The sequence below is a fragment of the Sorangium sp. So ce385 genome (genome assembly GCF_051474135.1).
Lineage (GTDB): Bacteria > Myxococcota_A > Polyangia > Polyangiales > Polyangiaceae > Sorangium > Sorangium cellulosum_D.
Genome location: NZ_CP150337.1, coordinates 7,243,002 through 7,269,348 on the forward strand (window position 1 = coordinate 7,243,002; position 26,347 = coordinate 7,269,348).

Here is a 26,347-nt window from a genome sequence, read left to right on the forward strand (position 1 = left end):
GCCAGTCACCGAACGTCGCGGCAGCGTACATCCTTGCAGCGCCTCCGGCCAGGGCTCGCGCCTTCCATTGTTTCCGGCTCGACGTGAGGTCCGCGCGCGACGGACGGCCAGCGAAGGCAGGGATGTCCGACGTTCATCGACGGCTTCCCTCTCCGGCCCGAGCGGTGCGACCATGCTCGGTCTCGCCGGTCCCGCGGCGGACGCTGCCCGTGGGCGCGCGGGCAAGGGCCGGTATCGAGCGCCGTCAATTTCTCGTGGAGGTAAAGCGCATGCACCAGCGATCTCGATGGGTACTCTCCTGGCTGCTCACAGCGGCCGCCGTGGCGACGGCGGCTCCTGCCGACGCCGACGTCACCATCTCGGGGGACGTCACGCCCGGCAACCCGAGCGATCCGTGGGACCTCGGGCCCAACCCCCTGCGGATCGGCAGCGCCAGCGAATTCGGGGCGCCGACCTCGGGCGAAGTCATCATCAGCCATCAGGGGACGTTGATCAGCGCCGGCGCCAGCGTGGCCACGTGGCCGGAGGCCACCGGCACGGTTCGCGTCACCGGGTACGGATCGACGTGGATCAACAGCGGGCTCCTGTCGATCGCGGCCGGCGGGCAGCTCTACATCCGCACGGGCGCCCAGGCGGTCACCGACGCGCTCCAGGTCGGCCTGTACGGCTATGGGGTCACGGGGTCCGTGATCGTCGAGGGCTATGACTCCGCCCTGACGAGCCAGGCGGACACGCACATCGGCGGCGGCGAGTCGAGCAGCTATCTCGAGCTCAGGCAAGGAGCGACCTTCTCCTCGAACAACGTGTACATCACCACCTGCTGGCCCTGCGGGGGCGCGGCGATCGCCAGGGGCTCCGCGACGAGGTGGTTCAACACGGGCGAATTCGTCGTGGGCGCGGGGGGCTCCGGGTCGCTGCTCGTCGAGCAGGGCGCCCAGCTCTTCACCGTGAACGCGCGGATCCATCTCACCGAGGACGAGCTGGTCGGGCCCACCAGCACCGCGGTCGTGCGCGGCTGGGGCGCCACCTGGACCAACGAGGGGCTCCTGCGCGTCGGGGACTTCGGTCACGGCGAGCTCAGGGTCGGCGCGTACGGCAGCGTCGTGACCGAAGACGCGGAGATCCGCTCGCTCGGCGGCAACGGAGTCCTCGCCGTCGACGGGCCTCATGCGTCATGGCGCAACAGCGGTGACGTGCTGGTCCTCACCGCGGAGCCGACGGCGCCGGCGCTCGTCATCGCGAAAGGCCACGCCAGCATCGGCGGCTCGCTCCGGACTGGACCGCTGCACCCGACGTTCGATCCTCCTCACCCGGGGCCGGTCGCTCGCCTCGCGGGGGGCGACCTCGCCGTGGGCGTCATCGAGCTGCCGGAGGGCGATTTCGACTTCGCCGGCGGGCGCCTCCACGTCGCCGGCGTCGCCGGCGATCTCGTCAACGCGCAGGCCGGCGAGCTCTCCGTGGGCGAGGAGCACGCCTTAACGACCGTCTCCGGCGACTACGTCCAGGGCCCGAGCGCCGCGCTGGCGATCACGGTCGCGGGGGCGGGCAGCGCGCCGCTGCTCCACGTCGACGGGGACGTCAGCCTCGATGGAGCGCTGGAGGTCCTGCCGGCGGACGGGTCCGTGTCCTTCCAGGCCGGGGACATCGTCACCCTGCTCGGCTGGAGCGGCGAGCTCACAGGCACGTTCGCGGCCGTGGACATCGCGCTGCCGCTCGCGCCGGGCCTCGCCTGGGACACCTCGGCGCTGTACACGACCGGCGAGATCACCGTCGTCCCTTCCTGAGGTGTCAGGCGCGACGAACATCGCCGGATAGCCGGAGCCGCGGATGACCAGGCCGAGCAGCGGCGCGCCGAGGAGCGTCCCGGCGTCGAACAGCACGGAGCAGAACATCTGGCGCAGGAAGTATGTCAAGAGCATATGTCTGTCGCCTCCATAGGAGTAGGTGCACACGCGGCCCACCCGCCCTTGCCCCTTCCGCTCGCCCGGCGGACCCTCCGTCGCATGAACAACCGCATCACTCCAGCTCCGCTCGCCGCCCTGGGTCTCCTCTCCTGCCGGCTCACGGGCTGCACGTGTGGTCGCAGGACGAGCTCCTGGACACGCTCCTGGCCGAGGAGGAGGCCGCCGCCCCCGAGGCGAAGCCGCTCACTCATCGTGAGCCCTCCGCGCCAGCGAGGCCGCTCCCGAACAAGCGGGGCTTCCTGCGCCTCGTGACCGAGCCGACGCCCGCGTTGAAGCAGCGCCGCAAGAGCGAGCCTCCGCCTCCGCCGGCGTCCCCGGTCCAGGTCGTTCCTCCGCCTCCTCCCGAGCCTCCGCGCGGCCCGGTCCAGTTGTCCCTGTTCGATCCCCCGGAGGGGTCGTGAGTGCTGCACTTCGCTTGCGCAGAGTGCTGTACTTTGAGCACGAGTGCTGCACTTCGATACAGAGTGCAGCACCATCGCTCAGCTACCCCGACCGCACCGCTTCCGGTTACATCGGCGACCTAATCCCTCGCGCACCGGATCCCGAAGGTGTCATAGGGGTCAAGCGGGTCGAAGGCGACGCGGGAGGAGTTTTTCAGCCTCTCTTCGCGGTCCCTCCAGCACCCGCCCCGGTGCACACGAGGCGCATCGTCCGAGGATCCAGACACGCTGCCACAATCGTTGCATTCTTCGGGAGGTTCTTCCGCATCCACGTCAAGGACCCACTCACACATGCTGCCGGCCAGGTCCGCCTGGTCCCACTTCCCGTCGCCCTTGGGTGACCTCGACCCAACGGGCAGGATGTCGTTGAACGCGCACTGCGGAGCAACGGCCTCGTCGCCACCGCACCAGTACGAAGCGAAGCTGCCGTCTATCAACGCTGAGTCTGCCGGATTCGACCACGGATACACCCGCTGTTCGGCTCCGCCGGCCGCCGCATACATCGACTCCATCTCGGTCGGCAATCGGCCCCCATCCCACGCACAGAACGCAAACGCCTGGTACCACGTGACACAGTTCATCGGCAAATTCTCATGGTTACTGACCTCGTCCGTCCATGTCGGGAAACCCTCCGACGGCCTGCAGTTCACATCTTCCTTCAGCTTCGCCGCATCCACAGGCAGCTCGCTGTCAAACCTCGGATCCCAGCCGCTCCCCGCGATGCGCGGATGCGCCCCCGCTCCCGCTGCGGGCTTGCTCCCCGGATACGCCTCCACGAATTTGCGGAACCGCCCCACCGTCACCTCGAACCGATCCAGCCGGAAGTCGCTCACGGTGGCCGTAAACTCCGGGTCGTCGCTCCGGGTGAACGTTCCCCCGCGCACCATCGCGCTTGCGCAGCAACTCTCCTTTCCCGTAGGCCCGCATGCGGCCGGCAACCCGGCGCAGCTCAATCCGGTGTCCTCCTGCTCATACTCACTCCAGTCCACTCCGACGATCTGCGCGCAGCCAGCCGATGCGCAAACCACGAGCCCGACCAGGGCCGTCGCCGCTGACACCTTCACCCCCGTCGCTCCAACCATGGTGTACAGCGTCTCCCTCGCGCGTCCCCGTCGTCAAGCTCGCGCTCCTGCGGAGCTCGCTGCCCGGTCGGTCGCGGGTTCCTGGCGGGCTCCCGCGGTCGTCAGAAGATCCAGACGGGCGGTCTCGCCGCCGGCGGCGCGGTTCGAGCTGCGGAGAGATCTCGGTCGATCAGGCGGTGATCGGGATCCACGGTGACGCGGGTGACGGGCTCCGCGAACGGGACCTGCGCGCTCGCGCTCGGCGACGAGGGCGCGAGGCCAAAGTCGACGACGACCCGCGCGGCGCCGCTCTCGCCGGCGATCTCCACCTCGACGGCGCAGCCGTAGAGGACGCCTCGCGCGCTCTCCTGGGTCACGGTCACGGTCGCGCGACCGTCCTGCTGCTCCACCTGGACGGCGAAGCTGGGCCACTCCGGCGCGCCCTGGCCGAACACCCACGCGTCGAAATAGGCACCGAGGTCGCTCGACGAGGCCCGCTCGAGCGCGGATTTGAGCTCCGTGACGCTGCGCGCGCCGGGCGTGGAGAGGAACCCCCGGATGCCCTCGAGCACCGCGGCCCGGCCCAGCAACGGCTCGAGCTGCAGGTAAAGCACCATCGGGCCGGGGCCATAGGCATCGCCGTAGAACGTATGCACCGGGGGCGTCGGGTCCTCGGTCGGGCGCGGGTAATGGGCCGCAAAGGACGAGATGAAGTCCCAGTAGCTCCGCGTCGCGGCGGCCTCGCCCGGCGGCCGCCGCTCGTCCTCGAAGACGTACGCCAGGTACTCGGCGGTCGCCTCCTTCCAGACGAAATCCGCGGCCGAGGCGAGCGTGGTCCGGTTGCCAGCCCACTGGTGCGCGATCTCGTGCATGAGCACGTGCATCACGGCGTCCGCATAGCTGCTGCCGAGGTGCGGGAGCTCTTCGTTCAGCAGGATGTTCGCGGGGTGCTCGAAGCCGGCCCACTGGGTCGGCGCCCCGGCCACGCGGAGCTCGTCGCCATAGGGGAACGGGCCGAGCAGGTCGGTGATCCAGGCCAGGAACTCGCCCACGCTCGCGGGGTCGAGCGAAGAGGCGATCTCGCCGCCGGGCACCTCGTAGAAGACGAGGTCGACGCCGCCCGCGCTCGTGAACGGCCGCCGCTGCCACAGCGGGTCGGCCGCGAGCGCGAAGCCCGAGTACGTCGGCGCGAGGGTCCCGCTGATGTCGCAGCGGGTCACGCCCGCGCCAGCGGTGAGCGTGCCGGGACAGAGCACGACGGTCCCTTCCGGGTGGGTCACCTCGAAGTGGAACTCGGCGAGCCGGGAAGGGTCGTTGTCGCAGGGGCCGAAGCGGTCGCATCCGCCGACCCAGCTGAGGAGATAGGTGAACTCGCCGCCCGCCTGGTCGACCCGGCGCGAGAAGCCGACATCCAGGCCGAAGTCCGTCGCCTCGGCGATCACGGTAGACGCCCCGAGCTCGATCGACGCGCCGGGCGCGGCGTCCGCTCCGCAGAGGCGCAGGGCGCCGTCCGCGAGCGTCGCGCTCGCCGCGGGCGCGCCGTCCCAGTGCGGCTCGTCGACGGCCTGCGCACGACAGGCCACGTCGAAGCAATTGCCTCCAGGCGGCAGGACGTGCACCGAGACGCGCGAGGTGGCGCGCGCCGTCGCGAGGTCGAAGGTGTAGTCGTAACGGCGGACCTCGCCCGGGAACGGGTTGGCGGGCGCCGAGCCGCCCGCGCCGCCGGTGCCGTCGCCGCCGGTGCCACCGTCGCCGCCGGTGCCACCGCCGCCGGTGCCGCCGCTGCCCGCGCCGCCGCTGCCCGCGTCTGCGGGGGAATCCATGTCCGCGTTGGAGGAGCAACCGGCGGCTGCCAGCAAGCCGGCGAGGAGGAGACACCCGAAGGAGCGTTGGCGCATGCAGCATGCGTATACTCTCGTCGCGGGCGCGCTGAAACACGCGCGTGCCCAGGTGCGAGATCCGACACATCCCCGCGCGCCGTTTCATCAATTTCTCGCTGAGGATCTCCCGATGCGCATGAGACGATCGCTCGCCGAGGACCGCCCTCCGGCGCCCCGTCGTCGAGCCCGCGCTCCTGCGGAGGTGGACGCCCAGAAAGAGCCGCCCCTCGGAGCACGACGGCGTCAGGCGTCTCTTGCATCTCCATGCTAGGAGAGCCGCGCGCCTTCCTGCGCAGATCGGTCGCCGGCGCTTCGTTTCCGGGGGGAAGGCGCCCTGTCTGGTTTTCTCACACCGCGAGAGGATATGCGCAACGTAGACAGCGCCAGCCGATGGTTCGGGCTCGCGCTCCTGGCAGCAGCGGCGGGCATCGGGTGCGCACGGGTCGTCGTCGATCCGCTGCCCAGCGCGACAGAAGAGCCGGCGCTCAGCGCGACCGGAACGGGGGGCTCCCCTGGCGTCACGACGGGCGACGGCGTGGGCGGGTCGCCGGAGCCGGGGGCAGGCACCGGCGGCGACGCCGGCGGCCACGGCGGCAGCGACGCGTGCGCCGGACCCCTCGAGTTCTCCGACCCGGCGCTCGAGGCCGCGGTGCGCGAGGCCGTGGGGAAGCCCTCGGGCCCGCTCCTCCCGGCCGACGTCGCGTCCCTCGAGGTCCTCGCCAGCGATTTCGGGGTCCAGTCGCTCTCCGGCCTCGAGTGCGTCAAGTCCCTCGTGGAGCTGCACCTCGCCGACAACCTTGTGGCCGATCTCACGCCGCTGTCCTCGCTCGCAGCGCTGCGCTTCCTGAATGTGCAGGGGAACTCCATCACGGACATCACGCCGCTGTCCTCGCTCGTCCAGCTGGAGGCGCTGCTTCTGGACATCAACGACATCTCGGACATCACCGCCCTCGGCTCGCTGACGAACCTGCGTATCCTGGGCATCGGCCTGAACCCGATCAGCGACATCGGCCCGCTCGGCGCGCTGGTCGAGCTCGAGAGCCTGGGCCTGAGCGGCCTGTCCATCTCGACGCTCGCGCCGCTGTCCGGCCTGTCGAAGCTCAGCGAGATCTATGCGACCGAGGCGGGGCTCGGCGACATATCCGTCCTGTCGACCATGCCCAACCTGCGCGCGATGTCCTTCGCGGGGAACCGCATCTCCGATCTGTCTCCGCTCTCGACCCTCTCTCGGCTGACCGACATGGATTTCTACGACAACTCGATCTCCGATCTGTCACCCCTCGCCGCCAACCCGAACATCGGCAGAGGGAGCTCCGTGGAGCTCAACGGTAACCCGATCGACTGCGCCGCGCAGGCGAGCAACATCCGCGCGCTCGAGGCGCGCGGCGCGGAGGTTCACGTGGACTGCCGATGACCCCGCGCGGCGCTCGCCGGGGTCGACGCCGCCGGGCGCGGGCGGCGTCTGCCCGCGGGTGTCGGGCGGACGCTCGACGCCGTCCTAAGGGCCCGTTTCCTCCGCGTCGGGGCGGCCGGCGCCGTCCGCATTCATGGCCGCCTCCTGCGCTTGCTCCATGCGCTTCTGCGCGACCCGCATCGGCTCCTCGAGCGCATACGCAACCCATCCGAGCCGCCCGTTCCGCGCCGAGAACTCCGGCCAGTCGATCGCCGGCTCCTCGCGGCCCCCTGCCTCGAACGCTGCGCAGATGACCTCCACGTCGCGCTGGTGGGCAGCCACGTCCTCCGGCGTCGCCGGCGGCCGCACCTCCACCTCGGCGGACAGCACGCGCGCCACCTGGTCGGGCTTGTAGCCGAGCGCCGTGAGCACGAGCCTCGCCTCTCGCTCGGTCGTCACGCCGACGGCGAGCGCGGACCAGATCCGCTCTGCAGTCTCGTACTCCCAGTCTGCCCAGAGCTCGCGGGCTTCGTGCTCCAGGGCCGCCTCCCACCGCCGGTCCGCGGCCTCGGCCGGCGCCCCCGGCGCGGGCTCCCCCGGCGCCCCCACCGCCTCGCCCCACGGTGTGTCCGCCGCTCTCCCCATGACCCTTACGGGCATGCGGCGGAGGGTACCACGACCGCCGCGCCGGCGTTGGCGACGGTCGATTTCCGAACGGACCCGGTGAGCTCCCCGCAAATCTGGGCATGAGCACACTCTTTTCCCCGGCCGACGACCCCTCCCACGCCCCCAGCTGGAATTCCGTTCACGCCGCCGCGATGAAGCTCCTCCCCCGCTCGCTCCGGCTCCTGGGGGTCGCCGAGCCCGACGTCGACGACCTCGCCCAGGAAGTCCTGCTCGCGGCGTACGAGAGCCTGGATCGGTTCGATCCCGCCTACCCCGCCGCCTCGCCGCCGCCGCAGGAGGCCGGCCCGGCCGGCGACCCGCCGCCGCAGGACGCCCGGCGCCAGCACGGCGACGCGGCGGCGCGCTGGGTGTACGGGATCGCGTGGCGGAAGGTCAGCCACTACCTCGACCGCGCCTACCGCCGCCGCGAGGTGCCGAACGGCTTGCACCCCGGGCCGTACCACCAGGCCGCCGACCCCGCGCCGAACAGCGAGGAGCGCCTCGCCCAGCGAGAGCAGCGCGCGCTCGCGGTCGAGGTGCTCGGCACGATCAGCCCCGAGCGGCGCATCCTGCTCGTCCTGCACGAGGCGTACGAGGTGCCGATCGTCGATGTCGCGCGCGCCCTCGGCATCAACTACAACACCGCCACCAACCGGCTGCGCCTCGCCCGCGAGGAGTACCGCGCGGCCGTCGCGCGGCTGCGCCCGGAACAGCGACAGGCGCTGCGCGCCGGCTGGCTCGTGTTCCCGCTGGCGTCCGACTTCCTCGTGCGCGACGGCGGCGCGAGCGCCTCGGCGCCGGGCGCGCCCGCGCCTGCTCCGGCGGCCGCTGGGCCGTCGAGCGCGGCCGCTGGGCCGTCGAGCGCGGCCCCTGGGCCGCCGCACTCGCCGCCTTCGCCCTCACCGCCGGCTCCCCCGCCCCGCGCGCCGGCCCCTCGGAGCCTGCAGCCGACGCTCCGCCAGCTCGCCCTCGCCCTCGGGTCGGCCGCGGCGGGCGTCGCGGCGACCGTCGCCGTGCTGCTCGCCCTCGCGGCGCCGCCGGCCCTCTGGGCTCGCCGCTTCGGGCCGGGGCTGCCCGAGCTGCCGCCCGCGAGCGTCGCCTGCCTCGCGGCAGCCCCGCCGCCGCACTCGCCGGCAACGCCGGAGATGCCGGCGCCGCGGTCCGCCGCTCCCCTGGCCGAGGTGCTCCACCTGCCGTGCCCTGCCCCTTCGCGCGATCCGCAGGCCGCTCCGCCGGCGGGCGAGCGGGACGACACCTTCGCGCAAGAGCGCCGGCTGCTCACCGAGGCGCAGGAGCGGCTCTCCGCCGGCGACCCCGCCGGGGCGCTCCGGCAGCTCGCCGCGCACGAGGCGCGGTTTCCCGCGGGCCGGCTGAAATCCGTGCGGGAACAGCTCCGCGCCGTCGCCCGGACGCGCCCCGCCGCGAGCGCGCCGAGCGCGCCGAGCGCGCCGGCAGGAGAGCCGTCGCGATGAGCGCGCCCAGCGCCGGGTCGGGGATCGAAGCGCGCGCCGTCGCAGCGGCCGTGAGCCTGCTCCTGCTCGCCGCAGCAGGCCTGGGCCGCATCGCGGCGGCGCACGCCGCGCCGGAGCCGCCCCGGGCCGCGGTGCGGCTCCACCTCGCGCGGGGCCCGGGCGCCGAAGCCTGCCCCGGCGAGGCGTTCCTGCGCGCGGAGGCGGCGCGCGCGCTCGGCGCCGACCCGTTCGAGGCCGGGGCACCGCGGGTGCTCTCGGTCCGCATCGCGCAGGAGGGGCCGGAGCTCACGGCCTCGCTGGCGCTGCGCGACCCCCACGGCGAGACCCAGTGGGCCGAGGCGTTCAGCACCCGGAGCGGCTGCGAGGAGCTGCTCTCCGGCGTGGCCCTCGCGATCGTGGCGCAGCTCCTGAGCGCGCCGGAGCAGGCGCCGCCCCCCGGTCCGCCGCCCGGCGCCTCGCCAGCGCCCGCGCCCTCCCCCGCCCCCTCGCCCTCCGCCGCTCCCGCCCCCTCGCCGTCCCTCGCGCCCTCGCCGCCCCCTCCCCGAGCGCAGCGCGCCCCGCGAGAGCCACCTCCCCGCCCCGCGCTGCCGCCGGCACGCGCGCAGCCCGAAGCGGCGCCGGCCCTGGCCGGGCGGCCGCAGATCGAAGCGGGGCTCGGCGCCACCCTGAGCCTCGGGATCACGCCGGGGCCCGCGGCGGGCATGACGCTCTCGTTCGGCGTGCGCCGGCCCGACTGGTCGATCGCGGTCGAGGGGCGCGGGCTCGTGTCGCTGGCGCAGGAGGTCGAAGCGGTGCCCGTCGGCACCAGGGCCTTCACCGCGGCTGCCCTGGCCTGTCATCGCGGCCGGATCCTGTTCAGTTGCGGGGTTGCGTCCGTCGGCGTGACCCGGTTCGTCCCTCGGGCCCCGTGGACCATCAGCTCACCTGGCCAGCCAATACTCGGCATCGGCCCGCGGTTCGGCAGCGCGTGGCCCTTCTCGGACCGGTGGTCGGCGCACGCTTACGCGGAAGCGGTCTGGATCGTCGCGGACGCGGTCCTTCGACGCCAGAAAGATGGAAGCCAACTCCCCGCCCCCGTCACCTGGTCCTCACCCGCGATCGGCGCCGCCTTCGGATTCGGCGTCACGGCAACCTACTGAGCGCGCTCGAAGGACCACGGAATCTTCCGACACCAAACCTGATAATTTTCAAATGGAACCCGTAATGAGCCATGTAGCCGACGATTTCATCATCGAACTCCGTTGTCAGCGCGGAGCACCGTCAGGTAGCTTGCCCGGTATGCGCACCTTCTCCTGGTTGTTCGTGGGATTGTTCTCGTGGGTGGGCTGCTCCGGCGACGCGATCATCCACGGTCCGTGTCAGCCCCAGGAGTACGGTCACCCTGGCTGCCCGTGGCCCGAGGAAGGCGGCGGCGGCGCCGGCGGCGAGGGCGGCGGCGGCGGCGCCGGCGGCGAGGGCGACGCGGGCGGCGGCGGGGCCGGCGGCGGCGGCGAGGAGAGCGCCTGCGCCGGCGATTGCGTCCCGCCGGCGCCGCTCGGCTGGTTCGGCCCGGCGCTGCTCTGGTACGGCCCGCCGGACCAGGCGCCCGACTGCCCCGCCGAGGCGCCGAACGTCGGCTACCAGGGCTTCGCCGACCTGGCCCCCGCGCCGCTCGCCTGCGCGGCCTGCCGCTGCGACCCGCCCGCGTCGGCGTCGTGCGAGCTCCCGCTGGGCTGGTCGGCGCACGCTTCGGCATGTCCCGGCGACGCCCCCGGCAGCGTCGGGACCGCCTTCGCGGCGCCCGAGGGCTGGGACGGCGCGTGCACCGCCGCGAACGCGATCCCCGCGGGCCAGGACTGCGGCGGGAAGCCGTGCGTGCAGTCGCTCTCGGTCGACGCGCCGGCCGTGCGGGTGACCGCCGCGTGCACGCCCAGGGTGGACGAGCCGCCGCCGCCGGCGCGCGAGGATCCGTGGAGGACCCGGGCGCTCGCCTGCCTGCCCGGCGCCTACACGGAGTGCCCGGACGACCGGAGCACCTGCATGCCGTCGCCCGGGGAGGCCGGGGTGCCGCCGCCCGGCGGCTTCCTGACGTGCATCTTCCACGAGGGCGAGGTCACCTGCGGGGAGCCGTACCTCGACCGGCACGTCTTCTACGGCGGCGTCGAGGACACGCGCGGCTGCTCCGCGTGCGGCTGCGGGGCGCCGGAGGGGGCGTCGTGCACGATCATGGCCTCGGTCTACAGCGACGGCGCGTGCGCCGAGCAGGTCGCGTCGACGCTGATCAGCTCCATGGCGCCGTTCTGCGGGGTCACGCCGCCCGGCGTCGGCCTCGGCAGCAAGTCGGCGGAGATCGTCGCCGTGGATCCCGGCGCCTGCGCGCCGAGCGGCGGCGAGCCGATCGGCGAGCTCGCGCCGGCCGCGCCGTCGACGTTCTGCTGCCAGGCGTGAGGCCGCGCGGGCATCGCCGCTGGGCAGGACGACCCGACAGCTCGGATGGCGCTCTCGTCCCGCGGGCGAGGTAGTGTAGAGAGGCTCGACCGGGCGGCGGTCGAGCTTCGGCAGCAGGACGGCGCACCCATGTACATCCGCAAGATCCGGATCGAAAACATTCGCTGCTTCGGAGGAGGCGAGCGCCGCGTCGAGCTCGACCTCGCCCGCCCGGACGGCACTTTCGCCGGCTGGACCGTCGTCGCCGGCCGCAATGGCGCGGGCAAGACCACCTTCCTCAAGGCCATCGCGCTCGCGGCCGCGGGCCCTGCGGCCGCCCGCAGCCTCGTGCCGAGCTTTGCCGGCTGGGTTCGCAAGGGCGCCACGTCCGGGACCATGGGCGTCGAGCTCGGCGGCTTCGACGGCAACGATGGATTCACGGGCGGAGAGACCGGCCCCCGGGAAGCCTTCTGGGCAAACCTCACCCTCGAGGCTCAACCGGACGGGCCCGAGCCCAGCGTCATGGCCTCGGAGGCCGGCAAGCGCCTCACGTACGCCGAGCGGGGTCCCTGGGCCGAGAACCCGAAGGGTTGGTTCCTCGCCGGCTACGGCCCGTACCGGCGCCTGTCCGGGCACACGGCCGACAGCGTACGTCTCATGGCGGGCCCGGGTCGCCTTGCCCGCGTCGTCAGCCTCTTCCGGGAAGACGCCTCGCTCGCCGAGTGTGTCGACTGGCTGCGCAACGAGGTGTACCTGCGCCGTCTCGAGGGCAAGCCCGGCGCGAAGCAGCTCGAAGAGCGTGTCATCGCGCTGCTCAATCACGACGATCTCCTGCCGGGCGGGATGAAGATCCACCACATCGACTCGGACGGGCTCTGGACCGAGCGTGACGGCGTGCTCCTGCCCTTGCACGACCTCAGCGACGGCTACCGGACCGTGATCGCGCTCGTGCTCGATCTGATCAAGCAGATCCACGGCTGCTTCGGCCATTTCGAGGTCCGCGAGGACGGGAAAGAGAAGGGGTCGCTCTTCGTCCCTGCCGCGGGCGTGGTCCTCATCGACGAGATGGACATGCATCTGCATGTGGCGTGGCAGCAGCGGATCGGCTTCTGGCTCAAGAAGCACTTCCGGGGCATCCAGTTCATCGTGACCACACACAGCCCCTTCATCTGTCAGGCCGCTGATCCGAAGGGCCTCATCCGGCTGCCGGCGCCCGGCAGCGGCGAGCGCGCCGAGCACATGCCCGACGAGCTCCTCAAGGTCATCGTGAACGGCGATGCGGATGCCGCGGCGATGACCGCGCTGTTCGGCCTCGAGCACACGCACTCCGCGGAGGCGGAGCAGCTCCGCGAGCGGGTCGCGGAGCTCGAGGCAAAGCTCATCCGGGATAAGGCCACGAAGGAGGAGGAAGAGGAGCTGGCGCGGCTGGCGGCCGAGCTGCCCGAGACCGGCAGCGCGGCGGTGGAGCGGGCGCTGCGCGCGATGAGGGACACGGGATGAGGCGGGTTTCACGTGAGCCGCTGAGCGAGGCGGCGCTGGCGTTGCTCTGCAGGCGGACATGTCAGATCGCGGACGCCGGCCACAGGCACCGGACGATCTCCGAGCGATGGCAGGCACGCAAAAGGGAAGCCGCCCGCCTGTGGGATCAGGAGAGGACCAGGGCGTTCGACGAGATCAATGCCGTCCTCCGGCGCATGGCGCCGAGCACTGACCTGTGTATGTACTGCGAGCACAGCGCCGGGAGCGACATCGACCACTTCTGGCCCAAGGAGAAGTATCCAGCGCGCGCGTATACCTGGGAGAACTATCTCTGGGCCTGCTCCATCTGCAACACCCATTTCAAAGGCACGCAGTTCCCGCGGGACGAGCGTGGCAAGCCGCTCCTCATCAACCCCGCTGAGGAGGATCCGCGCGACCACCTCGAGCTATCGCCGACGACGGGCAAGCTCCTCGGCAAGACACCAAAGGGCGAGAAGACGCGAATCGTCCTGGGTTTCCACAAGCGCGGCTACCTCGACGAGGCGAGACGCGATGCGTTTCGCGCCATCCAGAAGCTCGTGGCCGCTTATGCCGAGGCGTGCCAGGGCGGCGATGCGGAAGAGGCCCGCGCCTGCCAGCGCCTCATCTGCCGCCACCCGCTGGCCAGCACCTTGAGCACCCTCCTCCAGCTCCTCGATAGCCCCCGCGGAGCCTCGCTGATCGACCCCCGCTGCCGCGCCGCCGTCGAAGCCCACCCCGAGATCCGGACCTGGCCGTGACTCCAGACCTTTCCCTGGGTACGTCGAGGCCAGCGTGAGATGCAGGCCCGCGGAGGAGCCCTGCCGCCCTCGGCGCTCAGCCAGGCGCGCCCTGCGGATCCGCCTCGCCCAGCAGGGCGAGCGGATCGACCCACTGCGTGTGCACGGAAGGCAGGTGGATCGGTCGCTCCGAGGTGATCAGGATGGCGGGGCCGGTCGACAGGTAGCTGACCGGTGGGAGGAGCGGCTCGATCTGCGCGGCGCTGCGGGCGTTGGTGAAGATCAAGATCGGGCGATAGGTCACGATGGTAAAGCGGTAGTTGCCGCGCAGCGTGTCTTCGTCCTGGGGCGGCGGAAAGTCCCGAAATGGGCTCACGCGTTCGAGGACGGACAGCATCGCAGCCCTCAACCAGGACGGCTCCCGCCACGTCGCGCCCCGGAGATCCACGTGGACCTCCGGTCCGTAGTGGGGGGCGAGCTCCTGCGCGAGGCGGCGCGCCAGGCTGACGTTGCCGGCGGGGTCGAGGCTCCAGATCAGCACCGGCCCTTGCGCGAGCCGATCGAGAAGGAGCACGAGATCCTCCTCGCGATCGAGCGGGGCGCGGTCGTTCACCGGCTCCGGTGCGGGCATCGCAGGCTTCTGTTCTTGCGGCTCGGACGCCGGCTCCATGCCCCCTCGCGCAGCGCCTGGCACGCCCATCGGCGACCCTCCAGAGCCCTGAACGGCCAGCGGCGGCGGCGCGGCCGGCCGCGGCGAACCGCCCCACCCCGGCGGCGATCCATATCCACCGAAGCCCTGGCGCGGCGCGGATTGTGCAACAGCCGATTCATCAACAGCCGATTCTGCAATAGCACAAGCGGGCAGGCGCGGCACATCCAGTGACATCACCCCTCCCAACGGGCTATAGCCCAGGTTCGGCGCGCGGTCTCGCATGCGGCGCTCGTCGAGCTCGCGGAGCTGCTCGGCCGCCGCGCGGACGCCGCGCGCCACGGCCGCCCAGGCTTCATGGCGATTGCGCCAGCTCGACACCGGCTTGCCCCCCGTGGGGAGCGGGTCGAGCCTGGCGAAGGGAGCGCTTTGCCAGTCGCATTCGTGCACGAGGATCGCGACGACGCGCGCCTCACCGGCGTCGTGCCGCTCGAGCGCGCGCATCATCTCCCCCTCGTAGCAATCGTCCTGCGCCAGGAAGTGGGCGCTGACCAGCAGCAACACCATGCGCGCGGCTTCCAGGCGCGCGGCGATCTCCCGCGACGGCTCCTCCCCGGGCTCGACGTGCGCCCGGTGCCAGGTGCGGATCAGCTTCTGCCGCACCATCAGGCCCAGGTGGACCTCGAGCCGCGTGCGGTGCGACCTGTCGATCGGCGCGTGGGAGATGAAGACGTCCACGGGCTCCGGCGCGGCGACGGAAGCGGCGGAGACGCCGTGAAACATGTTCATGCTGAAATCCGCCGGCGGCGGCGGGGGCGGCGGCGCGGACGGGGGCGGCGGCGGTGCGTACGCGGCCATCGGCGCCGTGGTGGTTCGTGCGGGCAGGCCGCCGCAGTAGAGGCAGCGCCGCTGCCCCTCTCGGTACACCCACCGCATCCACCCGCACTGCGGGCACCGCTCCTCCCCCATGGGCGAATCCTACTCTGGTACACCCACAGCATCCACCCGCACTGCGGGCACCGCTCCTCCCCCATGGGCGAATCCCACTCTCTCCTGCTCGGCCGTGAAGCCGGGCGACGAAGGGCAAGGCCGGCGTGACATGTCACGGCCCGCCGTGACATGCGACCGTGACATGTCACGGTCGCACCGTGACATGTCACGCAGGCGCAGCCAGCGCCGCCGAGGCCCGGCTCCGGGTGCGCGTCGACGCGACGAGGCGCTCTCCCGCGGCCCGCGCGGCCCCTGAGCCTGAGCGCCGCGAGGACCGGGACCTCGGCGCCGCCGCGGAGGCGAGCGCCCGAGGGAGGCGCGGCTGGCGCGCCGGTTGCTTTGTCTTGCGGCGGCGCGAGGTGTGTCTCTGGGCGTTCCTCCAGGACGTACCTCGCCGCGAGCCCATGACCGCGGCAGTATCCCCGATGCGGCCGCCACCAGCGCAGGCCCCCGAGGGGCGACCCTGCGCTGCTCCCATCCCGTGGAGACCTTATCCTATGAACCAGCTCGGCCGTGCGTCGCTCGTCTTCCTGTCTTCCGTGGCCTCGATCGCGCTCGCGGGGTGCTACGTCGAGAGCGCGGCTGATCCCGTGTTCGAGGAGGGAGAGCTCGGCTCCGCGCAGTCAGCCCTGTGCGACATCGGGGACGTCGTTCCGCATGATTTCCTTGCCGTCCACCAATTAGAGAGGGTCTACTCTCAGTCGCCGTCAGGAGCCTATCACGACTCCAACTGCACCGGAGGTTACGTCGTCGATGCGGCACACGACAGGTTCCTCCATACTCTCCAATTCGAGGCGTCCTGGGAGGACAACGGGCTCCTCAATGAGATCAACTGCATTACGGCCCATGTGGACATGGACATTTACGGCTATGATGCCGATCACCATTATTGGAAGGCCACCAGCGATGTGCCCCCCATGAATGGGACATGGAGCGCGACGAACGGCTGCCAGGTCCGTATGCGTCGTATGGTGGAGGACCCGTATCAGTTCCGCATGTTTCGAGTGTCGGCGAAGGCATGGCGCTACGTCTTCGGCGCTTCGACGTTCAAGCCGGTGACCGTCAATTTCCTGGGATGGTAGTAACGAGCGCCGACCACCCGCGCCTCGATGCTCGACCGCCGGAACGGCGTTGCGCGTGCTATCCTCGCCAGGATGCTCGCGGTGGGGGGAGCCTCTTCATGCCGTCGCTGCCCGCGCTAGAGCGATGCATCGGGCGCGACGCGGCCGTGGACGAGCTGGCCGCCGCGATCGCGCGCGAGCCGCCGACATACACGCTCGTCGTCGGCGCGCCGGGCATCGGCAAGAGCACCGCCCTCCTGGCGGCGCTGCATCGACCGGAGGTGGCGGCGCGGTTCGGGGAGCGGCGGTTCCTCGCGCGGCTCGACGCCGCGACGGACGCCGAGTCCGCCGTCGCCGCGCTGGCCGCGGCGCTGGACATCGCGCCGGGGCCGGACCTGCGCGAGCGGGCGCTCCTCCACCTCGCCGAGCGCCCTGCGGCGCTCGCGCTCGACGACATCGACACGGCCTGGAACTCCTTCGACATGGCGGAGGTCGAGCTGCTGTTCACGCAGCTCTCGCGGGTGCCGGGGCTCTCGCTCGTCGCCGCGGTGCGGGGCTTCCTGCGGCCGAGGCACGTCGCCTGGAGCCGAACCGTGGAGATCCATCCGCTCGATCCGGCGCAGGCCGAGGAGATGTTCTGCTCCATCGCGGGCGAGGCGCACCGCGGGAGACCCGAGCTCGCGGAGCTCCTCGCGCAGCTCTCGGGCATCCCGCTGGCCATCGCGCTCCTCTCGCGCTCGGCCCGAGGCGCCGACCTGCCGGCCCTCCTCACGGCGTGGGAGGCGCGCGGGATAGCGCTGCTGGAGCCCGACGGCGAGCCGGCGGACCGGCTCCGGAGCTGGAGGGCTTCCCTGGAGCTGACGATCCAGTCGCCCCTCGGGGCGGAAGGGTACAACCACCGGATGCTCTCGTTGCTGGGCGTGCTCCCGGAGGGGATCACGCGGAGCGATCTCGCGGCGTTCGTGGACGGGCTGGGGAGCAGCGTGGCGAGCGGTGTGGCAGGGGTCCGTCTGGCGACCTTCGCCGGAGATCGCGTGCGGATGCCCGCGCCCGTGCGCGCGTACGTGGCGGCGGCCTACCCGCCGTCGACCGAGGATCTCGAGGAGGCGATGGATCGTTACGGCTGGCTCGCCGACGAGCTGGGCCCTCTGGCCGGACATCCTGGCGGCGCCGACGCGGTGGCGCGGCTCAATGCCGAGGCGTCGAACCTCGACGCGATGATCCAGCGCGGGCTGCAGCGCGCCGACGCGTCGCGGTGGATCGACGCGGCGGTCGCGCTGACCCGCTTCGCCTGCTTCTCGGGGAACGCGCCGCCTTCCCTGTTCGAGCGCGCGCTCACGGCGGCCCGGCGCGCCGGGGACGCGCGGCGCGAGGCCGCCTGTCTCGAGAGCCTGGGCGATATCGCGATGGCGCGCTCGCGGCACGAGGCGGCGACCGCGCGCTTCGAGGATGCGCTGCCGCTCTACCGGAAGCTCGACGAGAGAAAGCACGCGGCCCACTGCATCAGGAGCCTGGGTGCTATCGCGCTGGCGCGCTCGCAGCACGAGGAGGCGACCGCGCGCTTCGAGGAGGCGCTAGGGCTGTACCGGGAGGTGGGGTCCGTGCCCGGCGAGGCCGGCTGCATCCATCACCTCGGTCGGGTCGCGGTTCGGCGCTCGTGGTACGCGGAGGCGAGCGCGCGCTTCGACGAGGCGCTGCGGCTCTACCGGAAGGCGGGGTCCGTGCTCGGCGAGGCCCATTGCATCGAGGGCCTGGGCGATATCGCGTTCCAGCGATCGCGGTACCAGAAGGCGAGCGAGCGCTACGAGGAGGCGCGGCTGCTCTACCGGAAGGTGGGGAACCTGCGCGCCGTGGGCAGGTGCATCGAGGCCCTCGGCGACATCGCGCAGCGCCGCCGCGACGGTAGCGCCGCGCGCGATCGCTACGCGGAGGCGCTCGCGTGCTACCGGCAGATCCCGGACCCGTTCTTGATCGGCAGCGCTCACCGCCGCCTCGCCGCCATTGCGGCCGAGCCCGCCAGCCGGCAGGCGCACCTGGAGGCGGCGGCCGCGTCGTGGCGCGGCATCGGTCGGGTCGACCTCGTCGCCCTCATCGACCGGGAGCTCGCCGGCTCCGGGGAGCCACGGTGAGCCCCTGAAGAGCGGTGCCGGCTCGATCCCGAGCTCGTCCATGTTCACCTCGACGCCGGCGCGCTCGTCGAGCTCGCGACCCAGGGTCTCGACGCCGGCGCGCCCGTCGAGCTCGCTGACATCTGGTCTCGATCTACCGCAATTCCGCGATTGTAACCACGGCGGCGGGCGCACTCATCACGTTTGTCATCGTCGGCGCGGCAGCGGGGTGGCACAAGGGCAGCGGCCAGGTATGTTTGTTTACAATGACACAGAATAACGGGGACGAAGATACTCCGCCGACGATAGCTCGGCTCATGCGGTGGGGCGATGGGTTCTTCGAAGGCATCGCATGCCTTGAAGGGCTCTTGAACTGGATCGGATCCGGCTCCTCTTCTATAGCGGATTTGGCAGTCGACCCTGCGACGCTGAGCAGTCGAGTAGAGGCGTTCGAGAGCGCACTATCAGAACTCAAGGAAGGCGTTGCAAGCGGGGAAATGGAAGGAGGACCTCCCGTAGGCGATGACGACATCGCTCGGGCGCATCGCCTCAAAACCCTGCTGAAGACCTGGACCCCCGGTAGCGATCTACCATCAGAGGTCGCGACGCTTGCTGAACAGCTCATCGCCAACTTCGGCGATGAACAGGAACCAACAAACACTCCCTAGCCGACGGTCATCTCCTGCCACCCACGTATACACAGTACGCACGCCCTGTGTTGCGCATGACGAAGCATCCATCGCCGTTCGATGGATAGTGGTACACGCAGACTTCCCTCGGCTTCTTTATGCAGCCAGTAAGGTTGCCTCTACCTGCGTTGCTCTTGTACGGATGCTTGTACGATGGCCGGCATACGACGCCCGCCTCAGCACACCTGACCATGCATTCCGCGGAACTCTCATTCTTGCAGTGCACCACCCAACGCAAATCCTGCGCATCCACTGCAACCGGCTCCACCTCGGTCGCATCTGCGGGCGGTTCTTCCACGGTGGAGTTGTCCAACGCTTCCGTCTCTGGAGCGACGCTGCAAGCAGCGTAGAACAAGACCACCAGCGGCACTGCGCACACGACGGCAACAGCCGACTTCATGGCCACTTCTCCTCCACCCTCTCCGTCACACCACCGACCATAGCTCCATGTGGCTCACGCTGGCCTTGCGCATGCGAAGAGCAGGCCAGATGCAGGTCGTCGTCGGATTCGTAGGCCCGATTCACAGCAGCCAGGAGCGATGTTGGAGAACGTCAAGGGTCGTTGGACTGGCCCACCCGACCGGTGCGGCCGAAGGGGCAAGGGGGTAGGACGTCGGCCCTGCACGTCCGTTGGGAGCGGAGCGCCCCGTCGCGTGGGTGTTCGTCAACCATCCGGTGGACGAGCGGCGCGAGGCCGCCTGCCTCGTGAGCCCGGGCGAGCTCGCGATGGCGCGCTCGTCGCCCCGCCGCCATCGCGGCCCGGCTCGCCAGCCGGCAGGCGCACCTGGAGGCGGCGGCCGCGCCGTGACGCGGCATCGGTCGGGTCGCCCCCGTCGCCCTCACCGACCGGGAGCTCGCCGGAGCCGGGAAACCACGGTGAACCCTGAAGAGCGCCGGGCCTGCCACGGCGTCGCTCCCGGGCGCTCCCCGACAGCAGCCCGCCCTCTGCGCAGCCCGTCCGCCGCCGGCGAGCGCGCCCGCTCTCTCTCGAGCGCCCCGCTTTCTCTTGAAAGGCTGTCCCCCGCCGCACATACCCCAGCGTCGCTCCCCGCTCTACGTTCCACGTGTAGTAAAGGCACGCAACGTTTCATGACCGAAGCCCGCTCCAGATCTCAGCTCGTGGTCGTCGGCTGCTCGGCCGGGGGCATCGAGGCCCTCTGCACGCTCCTCTCAACCTTGCGGTCCCCGTTCCCGGCCCCGATCGTGATCGCCCAGCACCTCGACCCCAGGCGGCAGAGCCACCTCGGCGACGTCCTGCGCCGCCGCAGCGAGCTGCCCGTCCGGACCGTCGCCTCCGCCTCCCCGCTCGAGGACGGCGTCGTCTACGTCGTGCCCCCGGGCCGCGACGTGGAGATCACCGACCATGAGCTCCGGCTCCAGACGGAGAGCAGCCCGCGACCCAAGCCGTCGGTCGACACGCTCTTCCGCACCGCGGCCGAGGCCTTCGGCGAGAACCTCGTCGCCATCGTCCTGACCGGGAACGGCTCCGACGGCACCGTCGGCGCCCGCCACGTCAAGAAATGCGGCGGCACCGTCATCATCGAGAACCCCGACACCGCCAAGTTCCGGGGCATGCCCGAGTCGCTGGCCCCGACCACGGTGGACATCGTGGCCGACATCGATCGCATCGGAGGCATCCTCGGCGAGCTCCTCACGGGGGCGTACGTCGAGCCGCCGCCGGACGAGGACAGGCGGCTCCAGTCGCTCCTCGACCTCGTGCGCGAGCGGAGCGGGATCGACTTCAAGAGATACAAGCAGGCGACCATCCTGCGCAGGCTCCGGCGCAGGATGGCGGCCACGGACACCGAGACCATCGACGAGTACATGCGCTACTTCGCCGAGCACCCCGAGGAGCACCAGCGGCTGGTCAACAGCTTCCTCATCAAGGTCACCGAGTTCATGCGCGATCCGGAGCTCTTCGCGCACCTCCGGGACGTGGTCCTGCCCGCGCTCGTCGCGCACGCCCGCAACGACAACAAATCGCTGCGGATCTGGTCGGCCGGGTGCGCCACGGGAGAGGAGGCGTACTCGCTCGCCATCCTGGTCAGCGAGCTGCTCGGCCCCGAGCTCGACAGCTTCAACGTCCGCATCTTCTCGACCGACCTCGACAGCGAGGCGGTCGCCTTCGCCCGGCGCGGGATTTACGGGGCGAGCGCCGTCGAGGAGCTGCCGCACGAGCTCGTCGAGCGCTACTTCGTCTCGATCGACGGCCAGTATCAGGTGAAGAAGCGCATCCGCAACCTCACCGTCTTCGGCGAGCACGACCTCGGCCAGCGCGCCCCGTTCCCGCACCTCGATCTCGTGCTGTGCCGCAACGTGCTCATCTACTTCACGAGCGACCTCCAGCGCCGCACCCTCCACCTCTTCGCCTTCTCGCTGCGGGAGGGCGGCTACCTCGTGCTCGGCAAGGCCGAGACCACGAGCCCGCTGAGCGAGTACTACGTGACCAGCGACATCCACCACAAGGTCTACGTGCGCCGCGGCGAGCGCATCCTCGTGCCCCCCTCGGCCATCGCCGCCCCGGCGCCGCCGCCCCGGCGCGCGCCCCGCGGCAAGTCCTCCCTCGTGCCCCTGCGCGGCGTCACGAAGGACCTCCCGCGCGCCCGCATGTCGATCGACGTGCTGCTCTCGAGCTTCCGCGTCGGGATCGTCCTCGTCGACAGCCGCTACGACATCCTGGAGATCAACTTCACGGCGCGGCGCCTGCTCGGCATCCACGGCACGGCGCTCGGTCAGGACCTCGTTCACCTCGCGCAGTCGGTCCCCCACCGGCCGCTGCTCGAGGCGATCGACGCCGCCTTCCGGGGCGAATCGTCGGACCCGATCGAGGTCGCCGTCGAGCCGACGCCCTCGGGCGAGCCGTCGTACATCCAGATCACCTGCCACGGGCCTCGCGGGGAAGAGCCGGGCAAGGTCGAGGCGGCGCTGATCGTGGTCGAGGACGTCACCGAGGTCGTGCGGCGCCGGAAGGTGAGCCAGGAGATCCTCGGCCGGGAGGCGCAGCTCCGCGCCGAGCTCGCGGCCGCGAAGACCGAGCGCGAGCGCGTCGACGAGCGCTTCGCCGCCGAGCGCGAGCAGCTGCGCCGGGAGAACGAGGCGCTCGGCGCCGCGCTCTCGCAGCTCGAGTCCACCCGCGGGCACGACCAGTCGGCGATCCAGCGGCTGACCGAGCAGAACCGGCGGCTGCTCCGGGCCAACGAGGAGCTCACGTCGGCGCACGAGCAGCTCCGCGCCGTGAACGAGGAGCTGATGGTCTCCACCGAGGAGGCGCAAGCCGCCATGGAGGAGGTCGAGACGCTGAACGAGGAGTTCCAGGCGACGAACGAGGAGCTCGAGACCGTCAACGAGGAGCTGCAGGCGACGATCGAGGAGCTCAACACGACGAACGCCGATCTGGAGGCGCGGAGCCGCGAAATCCAGGAGCTCGCCGCGCCGGTCGAGGCGGAGCGGGCGCGGCTCTCGGCGATCCTGCGCAGCCTGGGCGACGCGCTCCTCGTGGTCGACGGCGCGGGGCGGCCGGTGCTGATGAACGACGCCTACCAGGCGATGTTCGGCGGGAGCCGGGTCACGGCGCACGACGAGAAGGGCCGGCCGCTGCTGTACCAGGACACGCCGGAGCAGCGGGCCGCGCGCGGCGAGAGCTTCCAGATGGAGTTCACGATGCCCGCCCCTGGCGGCTCGACCCGGCACTTCGAGGCCACCGGCCACCCCATCGGCGGAAGCGGCCCGACCGGCAAGGACGCGGCCGAGCGGGGCGTGATCGTCATCCGCGACATCACGGAGCGGAGCATGCGCAAGCTGCAAGAGCGCTTCATGGCGATGGCGAGCCACGAGCTGCGCACGCCGCTCGTTCCGCTGCGCGGCTACCTCGACATGCTGAGCACGCTGCTGCCGGCGGACGGCGATCCGCGCGTCGCCCGCTTCGCGTCGCTCGCCCGCGCCCAGAGCGAGCGGCTCGAGCAGCTGGTCGACGACCTCGTGAGCGCGACCCGCATCCAGACCGGCAAGTTCGAGCTCAAGCTCTCGGCGGTGGAGCTCGCCTCGCTGGTCTCGCAGGTCGCCGAGAGCGCCCAGACGCTCGGGCCGACCCCGAAGATCCACCTCGATCTCCCCGCCGCGGCGGAGCCGATCGTGGTGAACGGCGACGCCGCGCGGCTGGAGCAGGTCCTCATGAACCTGATCAGCAACGCCTTCCGGCACGCCGACGGCTCACCCAAGATCGATGTGCGCCTGCGGCACGCGGGCGGCACTGCCGAGCTCGACGTGGAGGACTACGGCCCTGGCATCCCCGCGGCCGACGTGCCGCACGTGTTCTCGAGCTTCTACCAGGTGGATCGGCCCAAGAACACCTCGTCCGGCGGCATGGGGCTCGGGCTCTTCATTTGCAAGGAGATCGTCAGGGCACATGGAGGGCAGATCTTCGTACGCAGCGCGGAGGGTAAGGGAGCGACCTTCACCATCAGGCTACCCCTGATCCCGAATCGAGGTGCGCACGATTGATGCACTGGGTTCACGCTGCTTTCCTGCGGACGGCGGAGAAGGGATGATGGCGAAGCGGGCGAAGATCCTCGTGATCGAGGATGATCGCGACTCGAGCGAGATGCTCCTGGAGATGCTGGGGATGGCCGACTACGAGGTGGAGTCGGTCCACTCGGCGGACCAGGCGGTCGCCGCGCTGACGGAGCGGCGTTACGGGGCCGCCCTGCTGGACCTGACCGTGAGGGGGGCGACGACGGCCGAGCTCGTCGCGCGGCTCCTGGAAGTACCGGAGCGGCCGCCCATCGTGATCTTCTCGGCGCGCATGCCGGAGGATCTCCGGATGGCGGCGGAGCAGCTCTCGGCGGCGGCGGTGCTCCAGAAGCCGGCCAGCATGGCCACGCTGCTGAGCACGATGGATCGCGTGGTTCGCCCGGCGGCGTGAGCGGTTGCTCCGACGGGGCGCGTCAATGCCAACCGCATTTCCTTGAGGAGGCCCGCTGTGCCAGGACACGACATCATCACGCTCGGGGCGTCGGCGGGCGGTGTGGAGGTGCTGATCGCGCTCATCGGGGGCCTGCCTTCGAACCTGCCGGCGTCGGTGTTCGTGGTCCTGCACCTGCCGTCGACGGCCCGGAGCATGCTTCCGCAGATCCTCGAGCGGACGACCCGGATGCCGGTGGCGACCGCGGTCGACGGCGAGCCGATCGAGCGCGGGCGCATCTACATCGCGCCGGTGGACAACCACCTGCTGCTCGGCGAGGGCGTCGTGCGGGTGGTGTACAGCGCGAAGGAGAACGGCCACAGGCCAGCGGTGGATCCGCTGTTCCGGAGCGCGGCCGCGGCGTACGGCCCGCGCGTGGTCGGCGTGGTGCTGTCGGGCACGCGCGACTGCGGCACCGCTGGGCTCCTGGAGATCAAGCGTGCCGGCGGCGTCGCGGTGGTGCAGGATCCGAAGGACGCGCTGTTTCCGGAGATGCCGCAGAGCGCGCTCGACAACGTGCCGGTGGATCACTGCGAGCCCCTGGCGCGCCTGCCGCCGCTGCTCGTCGATCTGGTGCACCAGGGGACAGGAAAGGCGCCCGAGGAGGCGAAGACGTCCTACGGGCTCGTGGGGGAGAACGTGGAGGCACTCGAGAGCGAGTTCACGTGTCCGGAGTGCGGAGGCAACCTGATCCGGAATGGTGATGGCGCGATGCTCAGCTTCCGGTGCAAGGTCGGCCATCGATACTCGCCGGAGGGGCTGGAGGACGAGCAGGCGGAGGCGCTCGAGGCGGCGCTGTGGGTCGCGCTCCGCACGATCGAGGACACCGTGTCGCTGGCGCGCCGGATGGCGAAGCGCGCGGAGGAGCGGAATCAGCTGCACGTGATGGCCCACTTCGAGGAGAAGGTCCGGGCGGCGGAGGCGCGGGGCGCGCTGGTCCGCCGGGCGCTGATGGGCAAGGAGGCGGGGAACGGGTCGTCGCTGCGCCCGCGGACGAGGCGCTCGTAGGGGCCGGAGGGCCGGGGCGGGCGGGCGAGACGGGCGCTAGCGCGGCTCGCCGCCGGGCAGCTTGCCGAAGCGCTGCTCGAGCTCGGCCAGCCGCGCCGCGAGCAGCTTCGCCTCGTCCTGCGCCGCGCGCGCCCGCTCCTCGGCCGCGCGCGCCTGCTCCTCGGCCGCGCGCGCCTGCTCCTCACCCGTGGGCAGCACACGCCCCTCGGCGTCGAGCCAGCGCAGCCAGTCGACGTCGAGGTTGCGATAGGTGCCGCGGCGGACGCCGAGCCCGAGGTGCAGCCGCGGGCTCGCCACGTCGCCGTTCCCGCCGGGCGCGACGGGCACGTAGGACATCGTGGCGTTATCGAGCGCATACGCCTCGAGGACGCCCGTCGGCAGGCTCGCCGCGGGGAGCGGTTTGCGCGAAAAAAGTTCGTGCGAGCGCGTAATGGGCAGCATGGTTAGGTGAAGGCCATGCATTTCACCGAGGTGATGCGCGAGCTCGAGCGGCTCGGCACCGAGCAGAACCGGAAGGTCTACCTGCGCCACGGCGCGACCGAGCCGCTCTTCGGCGTGAGCTTCGCCCACATGAACGCGCTGGAGAAGCGGATCAAGCGCGACCACGAGCTCGCCGAGGCGCTCTGGGCGACCGGCAACGCCGACGCGCGGACGCTGGCGGCGGCGATCGCCGATCCGGGGCGCTTCACCCGGGACCAGCTCGAGGCGTGGCTCGACGGCCTGCGCTCGCCGCTCCTCATCGACCTGGTGGTGAAGCGCATCGCCGCGAAGACGCCGTTCGCCCGCGAGGCGATGGCGCGCTGGACCGCCTCGGACGACGAGTGGGTCGGCCGCGCCGGCTGGAAGCTGCTCGGCGCGCTCGCGGAGGAGGACCCGTCGCTGCCCGACAGCCTGTTCGAGGAGCGGCTGGAGGCGATCGAGGCGTCGATCCACCGGGCCAGGAACCGCGCCCGCGAGGCGATGAACGGCGCGGTGATCAGCATCGGCGGCCGGAACGAGCCGCTGCGGGGAAAGGCGCTCACGGCGGCGCGGCGCATCGGCAGGGTCGAGGTCGACCACGGCGAGACGAGCTGCAAGACGCCCGACGCGGGCGCCCACATCCTGAAGCAGTGGGCCGGCCGGAAGCCGGCCGCCGCGCCGGCGGCGAAGGCGGTCGGGGCCAGGGGCGAAAAGCCGACCAGGGCCGCCGCTGCCAAGCCGGCCGGCGCTGCAAAGCCGGCCAGGGCCGCCGTTGCCAAGCCGGCCAGGGCCGCCGCTGCCAAGCCGGCCAGGGCCGCCGCGCCGGCCAGGGCCACCAAGGCGCGCCGCGGCGGCGAGGAGGCGGCCTCGTCGGCGGAGAAGCCGAAGAGCGACGCCTCGCCCC

The 26,347-nt window shown here is 71.5% G+C and carries 19 protein-coding genes and 1 pseudogene; 15 read left to right on the forward strand and 5 right to left on the reverse strand.

The features are described from left to right. The first annotated feature begins 269 nt into the window (after positions 1 to 269). Entirely contained in the window at positions 270 to 1,784 is a 1,515-nt protein-coding gene (locus WME83_RS26245; RefSeq protein WP_437312431.1) for a hypothetical protein, read from the forward strand. A 290-nt stretch (positions 1,785 to 2,074) separates the two neighbouring features. Further along, the gene (locus tag WME83_RS26250; protein ID WP_437312432.1) at positions 2,075 to 2,365 is read left to right on the forward strand and encodes a hypothetical protein; all 291 of its coding nucleotides are present in this window, start codon (positions 2,075 to 2,077) and stop codon (positions 2,363 to 2,365) included. Positions 2,366 to 2,484: 119 nt separating this feature from the next. Here WME83_RS26250 and WME83_RS26255 read toward each other — a convergent pair whose 3' ends face one another. Together WME83_RS26255 and WME83_RS26260 are read right to left on the reverse strand one after the other, a co-directional pair. Then, on the reverse strand, positions 2,485 to 3,486 hold the full coding sequence (locus tag WME83_RS26255; RefSeq protein WP_437312433.1) for a formylglycine-generating enzyme family protein: 1,002 nt from the start codon (positions 3,484 to 3,486) through the stop codon (positions 2,485 to 2,487). Between the two features lie 101 nt (positions 3,487 to 3,587). Beyond that, positions 3,588 to 5,288, reverse strand: coding sequence for a M1 family metallopeptidase (locus WME83_RS26260; protein WP_437312434.1), 1,701 nt, complete (start codon positions 5,286 to 5,288; stop codon positions 3,588 to 3,590). 421 nt (positions 5,289 to 5,709) lie between these two features. Here WME83_RS26260 and WME83_RS26265 point away from each other — a divergent pair, with 421 nt between their 5' ends. Further along, positions 5,710 to 6,759: a leucine-rich repeat domain-containing protein gene (locus WME83_RS26265; RefSeq protein WP_437312435.1), complete on the forward strand. Its 1,050-nt coding sequence runs from the start codon at positions 5,710 to 5,712 to the stop codon at positions 6,757 to 6,759. A gap of 84 nt (positions 6,760 to 6,843) precedes the next feature. On the opposite strand, the gene WME83_RS26270 is transcribed toward WME83_RS26265, so the two are convergent. Beyond that, positions 6,844 to 7,398 carry a hypothetical protein gene (locus WME83_RS26270; protein WP_437312436.1) on the reverse strand — a complete coding sequence of 185 codons (555 nt, stop codon included), beginning with the start codon at positions 7,396 to 7,398 and terminating at the stop codon, positions 6,844 to 6,846. Positions 7,399 to 7,484: 86 nt separating this feature from the next. Between WME83_RS26270 and WME83_RS26275 the strand changes: the two genes are divergently transcribed. The 5 genes from WME83_RS26275 (at position 7,485) to WME83_RS26295 (ending at position 13,540) form a co-directional block, all read left to right on the forward strand. After that, the gene (locus tag WME83_RS26275) at positions 7,485 to 8,876 is read left to right on the forward strand and encodes an RNA polymerase sigma factor (protein WP_437312437.1); all 1,392 of its coding nucleotides are present in this window, start codon (positions 7,485 to 7,487) and stop codon (positions 8,874 to 8,876) included. Then, entirely contained in the window at positions 8,873 to 10,015 is a 1,143-nt protein-coding gene (locus WME83_RS26280) for a hypothetical protein (RefSeq protein WP_437312438.1), read from the forward strand. Before WME83_RS26275 ends, WME83_RS26280 begins: the two co-directional genes overlap by 4 nt. Before the next feature lie 139 nt (positions 10,016 to 10,154). Continuing rightward, complete coding sequence (locus WME83_RS26285) at positions 10,155 to 11,303, forward strand: hypothetical protein (RefSeq protein WP_437312439.1); 1,149 nt, start codon at positions 10,155 to 10,157, stop codon at positions 11,301 to 11,303. Between the two features lie 129 nt (positions 11,304 to 11,432). Beyond that, positions 11,433 to 12,782 (forward strand): AAA family ATPase, encoded by a 1,350-nt coding sequence (locus WME83_RS26290; protein ID WP_437312440.1) that lies wholly within the window; start codon positions 11,433 to 11,435, stop codon positions 12,780 to 12,782. Beyond that, the gene (locus tag WME83_RS26295; protein WP_437312441.1) at positions 12,779 to 13,540 is read left to right on the forward strand and encodes a hypothetical protein; all 762 of its coding nucleotides are present in this window, start codon (positions 12,779 to 12,781) and stop codon (positions 13,538 to 13,540) included. Before WME83_RS26290 ends, WME83_RS26295 begins: the two co-directional genes overlap by 4 nt. 76 nt (positions 13,541 to 13,616) lie before the next feature. Here the strand turns inward: WME83_RS26295 and WME83_RS26300 are convergent, their stop codons facing one another. Beyond that, positions 13,617 to 14,906, reverse strand: coding sequence for a toll/interleukin-1 receptor domain-containing protein (locus WME83_RS26300; RefSeq protein WP_437312442.1), 1,290 nt, complete (start codon positions 14,904 to 14,906; stop codon positions 13,617 to 13,619). A gap of 749 nt (positions 14,907 to 15,655) precedes the next feature. Between WME83_RS26300 and WME83_RS26305 the strand changes: the two genes are divergently transcribed. The 6 genes from WME83_RS26305 (at position 15,656) to WME83_RS26330 (ending at position 24,984) form a co-directional block, all read left to right on the forward strand. Beyond that, the gene (locus WME83_RS26305) at positions 15,656 to 16,240 is read left to right on the forward strand and encodes a hypothetical protein (protein WP_437312443.1); all 585 of its coding nucleotides are present in this window, start codon (positions 15,656 to 15,658) and stop codon (positions 16,238 to 16,240) included. A 98-nt stretch (positions 16,241 to 16,338) separates the two neighbouring features. Continuing rightward, a complete protein-coding gene (locus WME83_RS26310) occupies positions 16,339 to 18,348 on the forward strand; it encodes a tetratricopeptide repeat protein (RefSeq protein ID WP_437312444.1) in 2,010 nt (669 codons plus the stop codon). 245 nt (positions 18,349 to 18,593) lie between these two features. Next, positions 18,594 to 18,995, forward strand: coding sequence for a hypothetical protein (locus tag WME83_RS26315; RefSeq protein ID WP_437312445.1), 402 nt, complete (start codon positions 18,594 to 18,596; stop codon positions 18,993 to 18,995). Between the two features lie 1,110 nt (positions 18,996 to 20,105). After that, positions 20,106 to 23,516 carry a CheR family methyltransferase gene (locus tag WME83_RS26320; protein WP_437312446.1) on the forward strand — a complete coding sequence of 1,137 codons (3,411 nt, stop codon included), beginning with the start codon at positions 20,106 to 20,108 and terminating at the stop codon, positions 23,514 to 23,516. A 43-nt stretch (positions 23,517 to 23,559) separates the two neighbouring features. Beyond that, complete coding sequence (locus WME83_RS26325; protein WP_437312447.1) at positions 23,560 to 23,937, forward strand: response regulator; 378 nt, start codon at positions 23,560 to 23,562, stop codon at positions 23,935 to 23,937. Positions 23,938 to 23,994: 57 nt separating this feature from the next. Then, entirely contained in the window at positions 23,995 to 24,984 is a 990-nt protein-coding gene (locus tag WME83_RS26330) for a chemotaxis protein CheB (RefSeq protein WP_437312448.1), read from the forward strand. A 36-nt stretch (positions 24,985 to 25,020) separates the two neighbouring features. On the opposite strand, the gene WME83_RS26335 is transcribed toward WME83_RS26330, so the two are convergent. After that, the gene (locus tag WME83_RS26335) at positions 25,021 to 25,320 is read right to left on the reverse strand and encodes a hypothetical protein (RefSeq protein WP_437312449.1); all 300 of its coding nucleotides are present in this window, start codon (positions 25,318 to 25,320) and stop codon (positions 25,021 to 25,023) included. 120 nt (positions 25,321 to 25,440) lie between these two features. Between WME83_RS26335 and WME83_RS26340 the strand changes: the two are divergent. Next, a pseudogene (locus WME83_RS26340) lies at positions 25,441 to 26,091 on the forward strand (DNA alkylation repair protein); the annotation flags it as partial. Positions 26,092 to 26,347 lie beyond the last annotated feature (256 nt).

Excerpts from the sequence above, each read along its gene's own strand:
- WME83_RS26245 (WP_437312431.1), top strand. The coding sequence starts at position 270 with ATGCACCAGCGATCTCGATGGGTACTCTCCTGGCTGCTCACAGCGGCC.
- WME83_RS26255 (WP_437312433.1), bottom strand. The coding sequence starts at position 3,486 with ATGGTTGGAGCGACGGGGGTGAAGGTGTCAGCGGCGACGGCCCTGGTC.
- WME83_RS26260 (WP_437312434.1), bottom strand. The coding sequence starts at position 5,288 with ATGGATTCCCCCGCAGACGCGGGCAGCGGCGGCGCGGGCAGCGGCGGC.
- WME83_RS26265 (WP_437312435.1), top strand. The coding sequence starts at position 5,710 with ATGCGCAACGTAGACAGCGCCAGCCGATGGTTCGGGCTCGCGCTCCTG.
- WME83_RS26270 (WP_437312436.1), bottom strand. The coding sequence starts at position 7,398 with ATGCCCGTAAGGGTCATGGGGAGAGCGGCGGACACACCGTGGGGCGAG.
- WME83_RS26275 (WP_437312437.1), top strand. The coding sequence starts at position 7,485 with ATGAGCACACTCTTTTCCCCGGCCGACGACCCCTCCCACGCCCCCAGC.
- WME83_RS26280 (WP_437312438.1), top strand. The coding sequence starts at position 8,873 with ATGAGCGCGCCCAGCGCCGGGTCGGGGATCGAAGCGCGCGCCGTCGCA.
- WME83_RS26285 (WP_437312439.1), top strand. The coding sequence starts at position 10,155 with ATGCGCACCTTCTCCTGGTTGTTCGTGGGATTGTTCTCGTGGGTGGGC.
- WME83_RS26290 (WP_437312440.1), top strand. The coding sequence starts at position 11,433 with ATGTACATCCGCAAGATCCGGATCGAAAACATTCGCTGCTTCGGAGGA.
- WME83_RS26295 (WP_437312441.1), top strand. The coding sequence starts at position 12,779 with ATGAGGCGGGTTTCACGTGAGCCGCTGAGCGAGGCGGCGCTGGCGTTG.
- WME83_RS26305 (WP_437312443.1), top strand. The coding sequence starts at position 15,656 with ATGAACCAGCTCGGCCGTGCGTCGCTCGTCTTCCTGTCTTCCGTGGCC.
- WME83_RS26310 (WP_437312444.1), top strand. The coding sequence starts at position 16,339 with ATGCCGTCGCTGCCCGCGCTAGAGCGATGCATCGGGCGCGACGCGGCC.
- WME83_RS26315 (WP_437312445.1), top strand. The coding sequence starts at position 18,594 with ATGACACAGAATAACGGGGACGAAGATACTCCGCCGACGATAGCTCGG.
- WME83_RS26320 (WP_437312446.1), top strand. The coding sequence starts at position 20,106 with ATGACCGAAGCCCGCTCCAGATCTCAGCTCGTGGTCGTCGGCTGCTCG.
- WME83_RS26325 (WP_437312447.1), top strand. The coding sequence starts at position 23,560 with ATGATGGCGAAGCGGGCGAAGATCCTCGTGATCGAGGATGATCGCGAC.
- WME83_RS26335 (WP_437312449.1), bottom strand. The coding sequence starts at position 25,320 with ATGTCCTACGTGCCCGTCGCGCCCGGCGGGAACGGCGACGTGGCGAGC.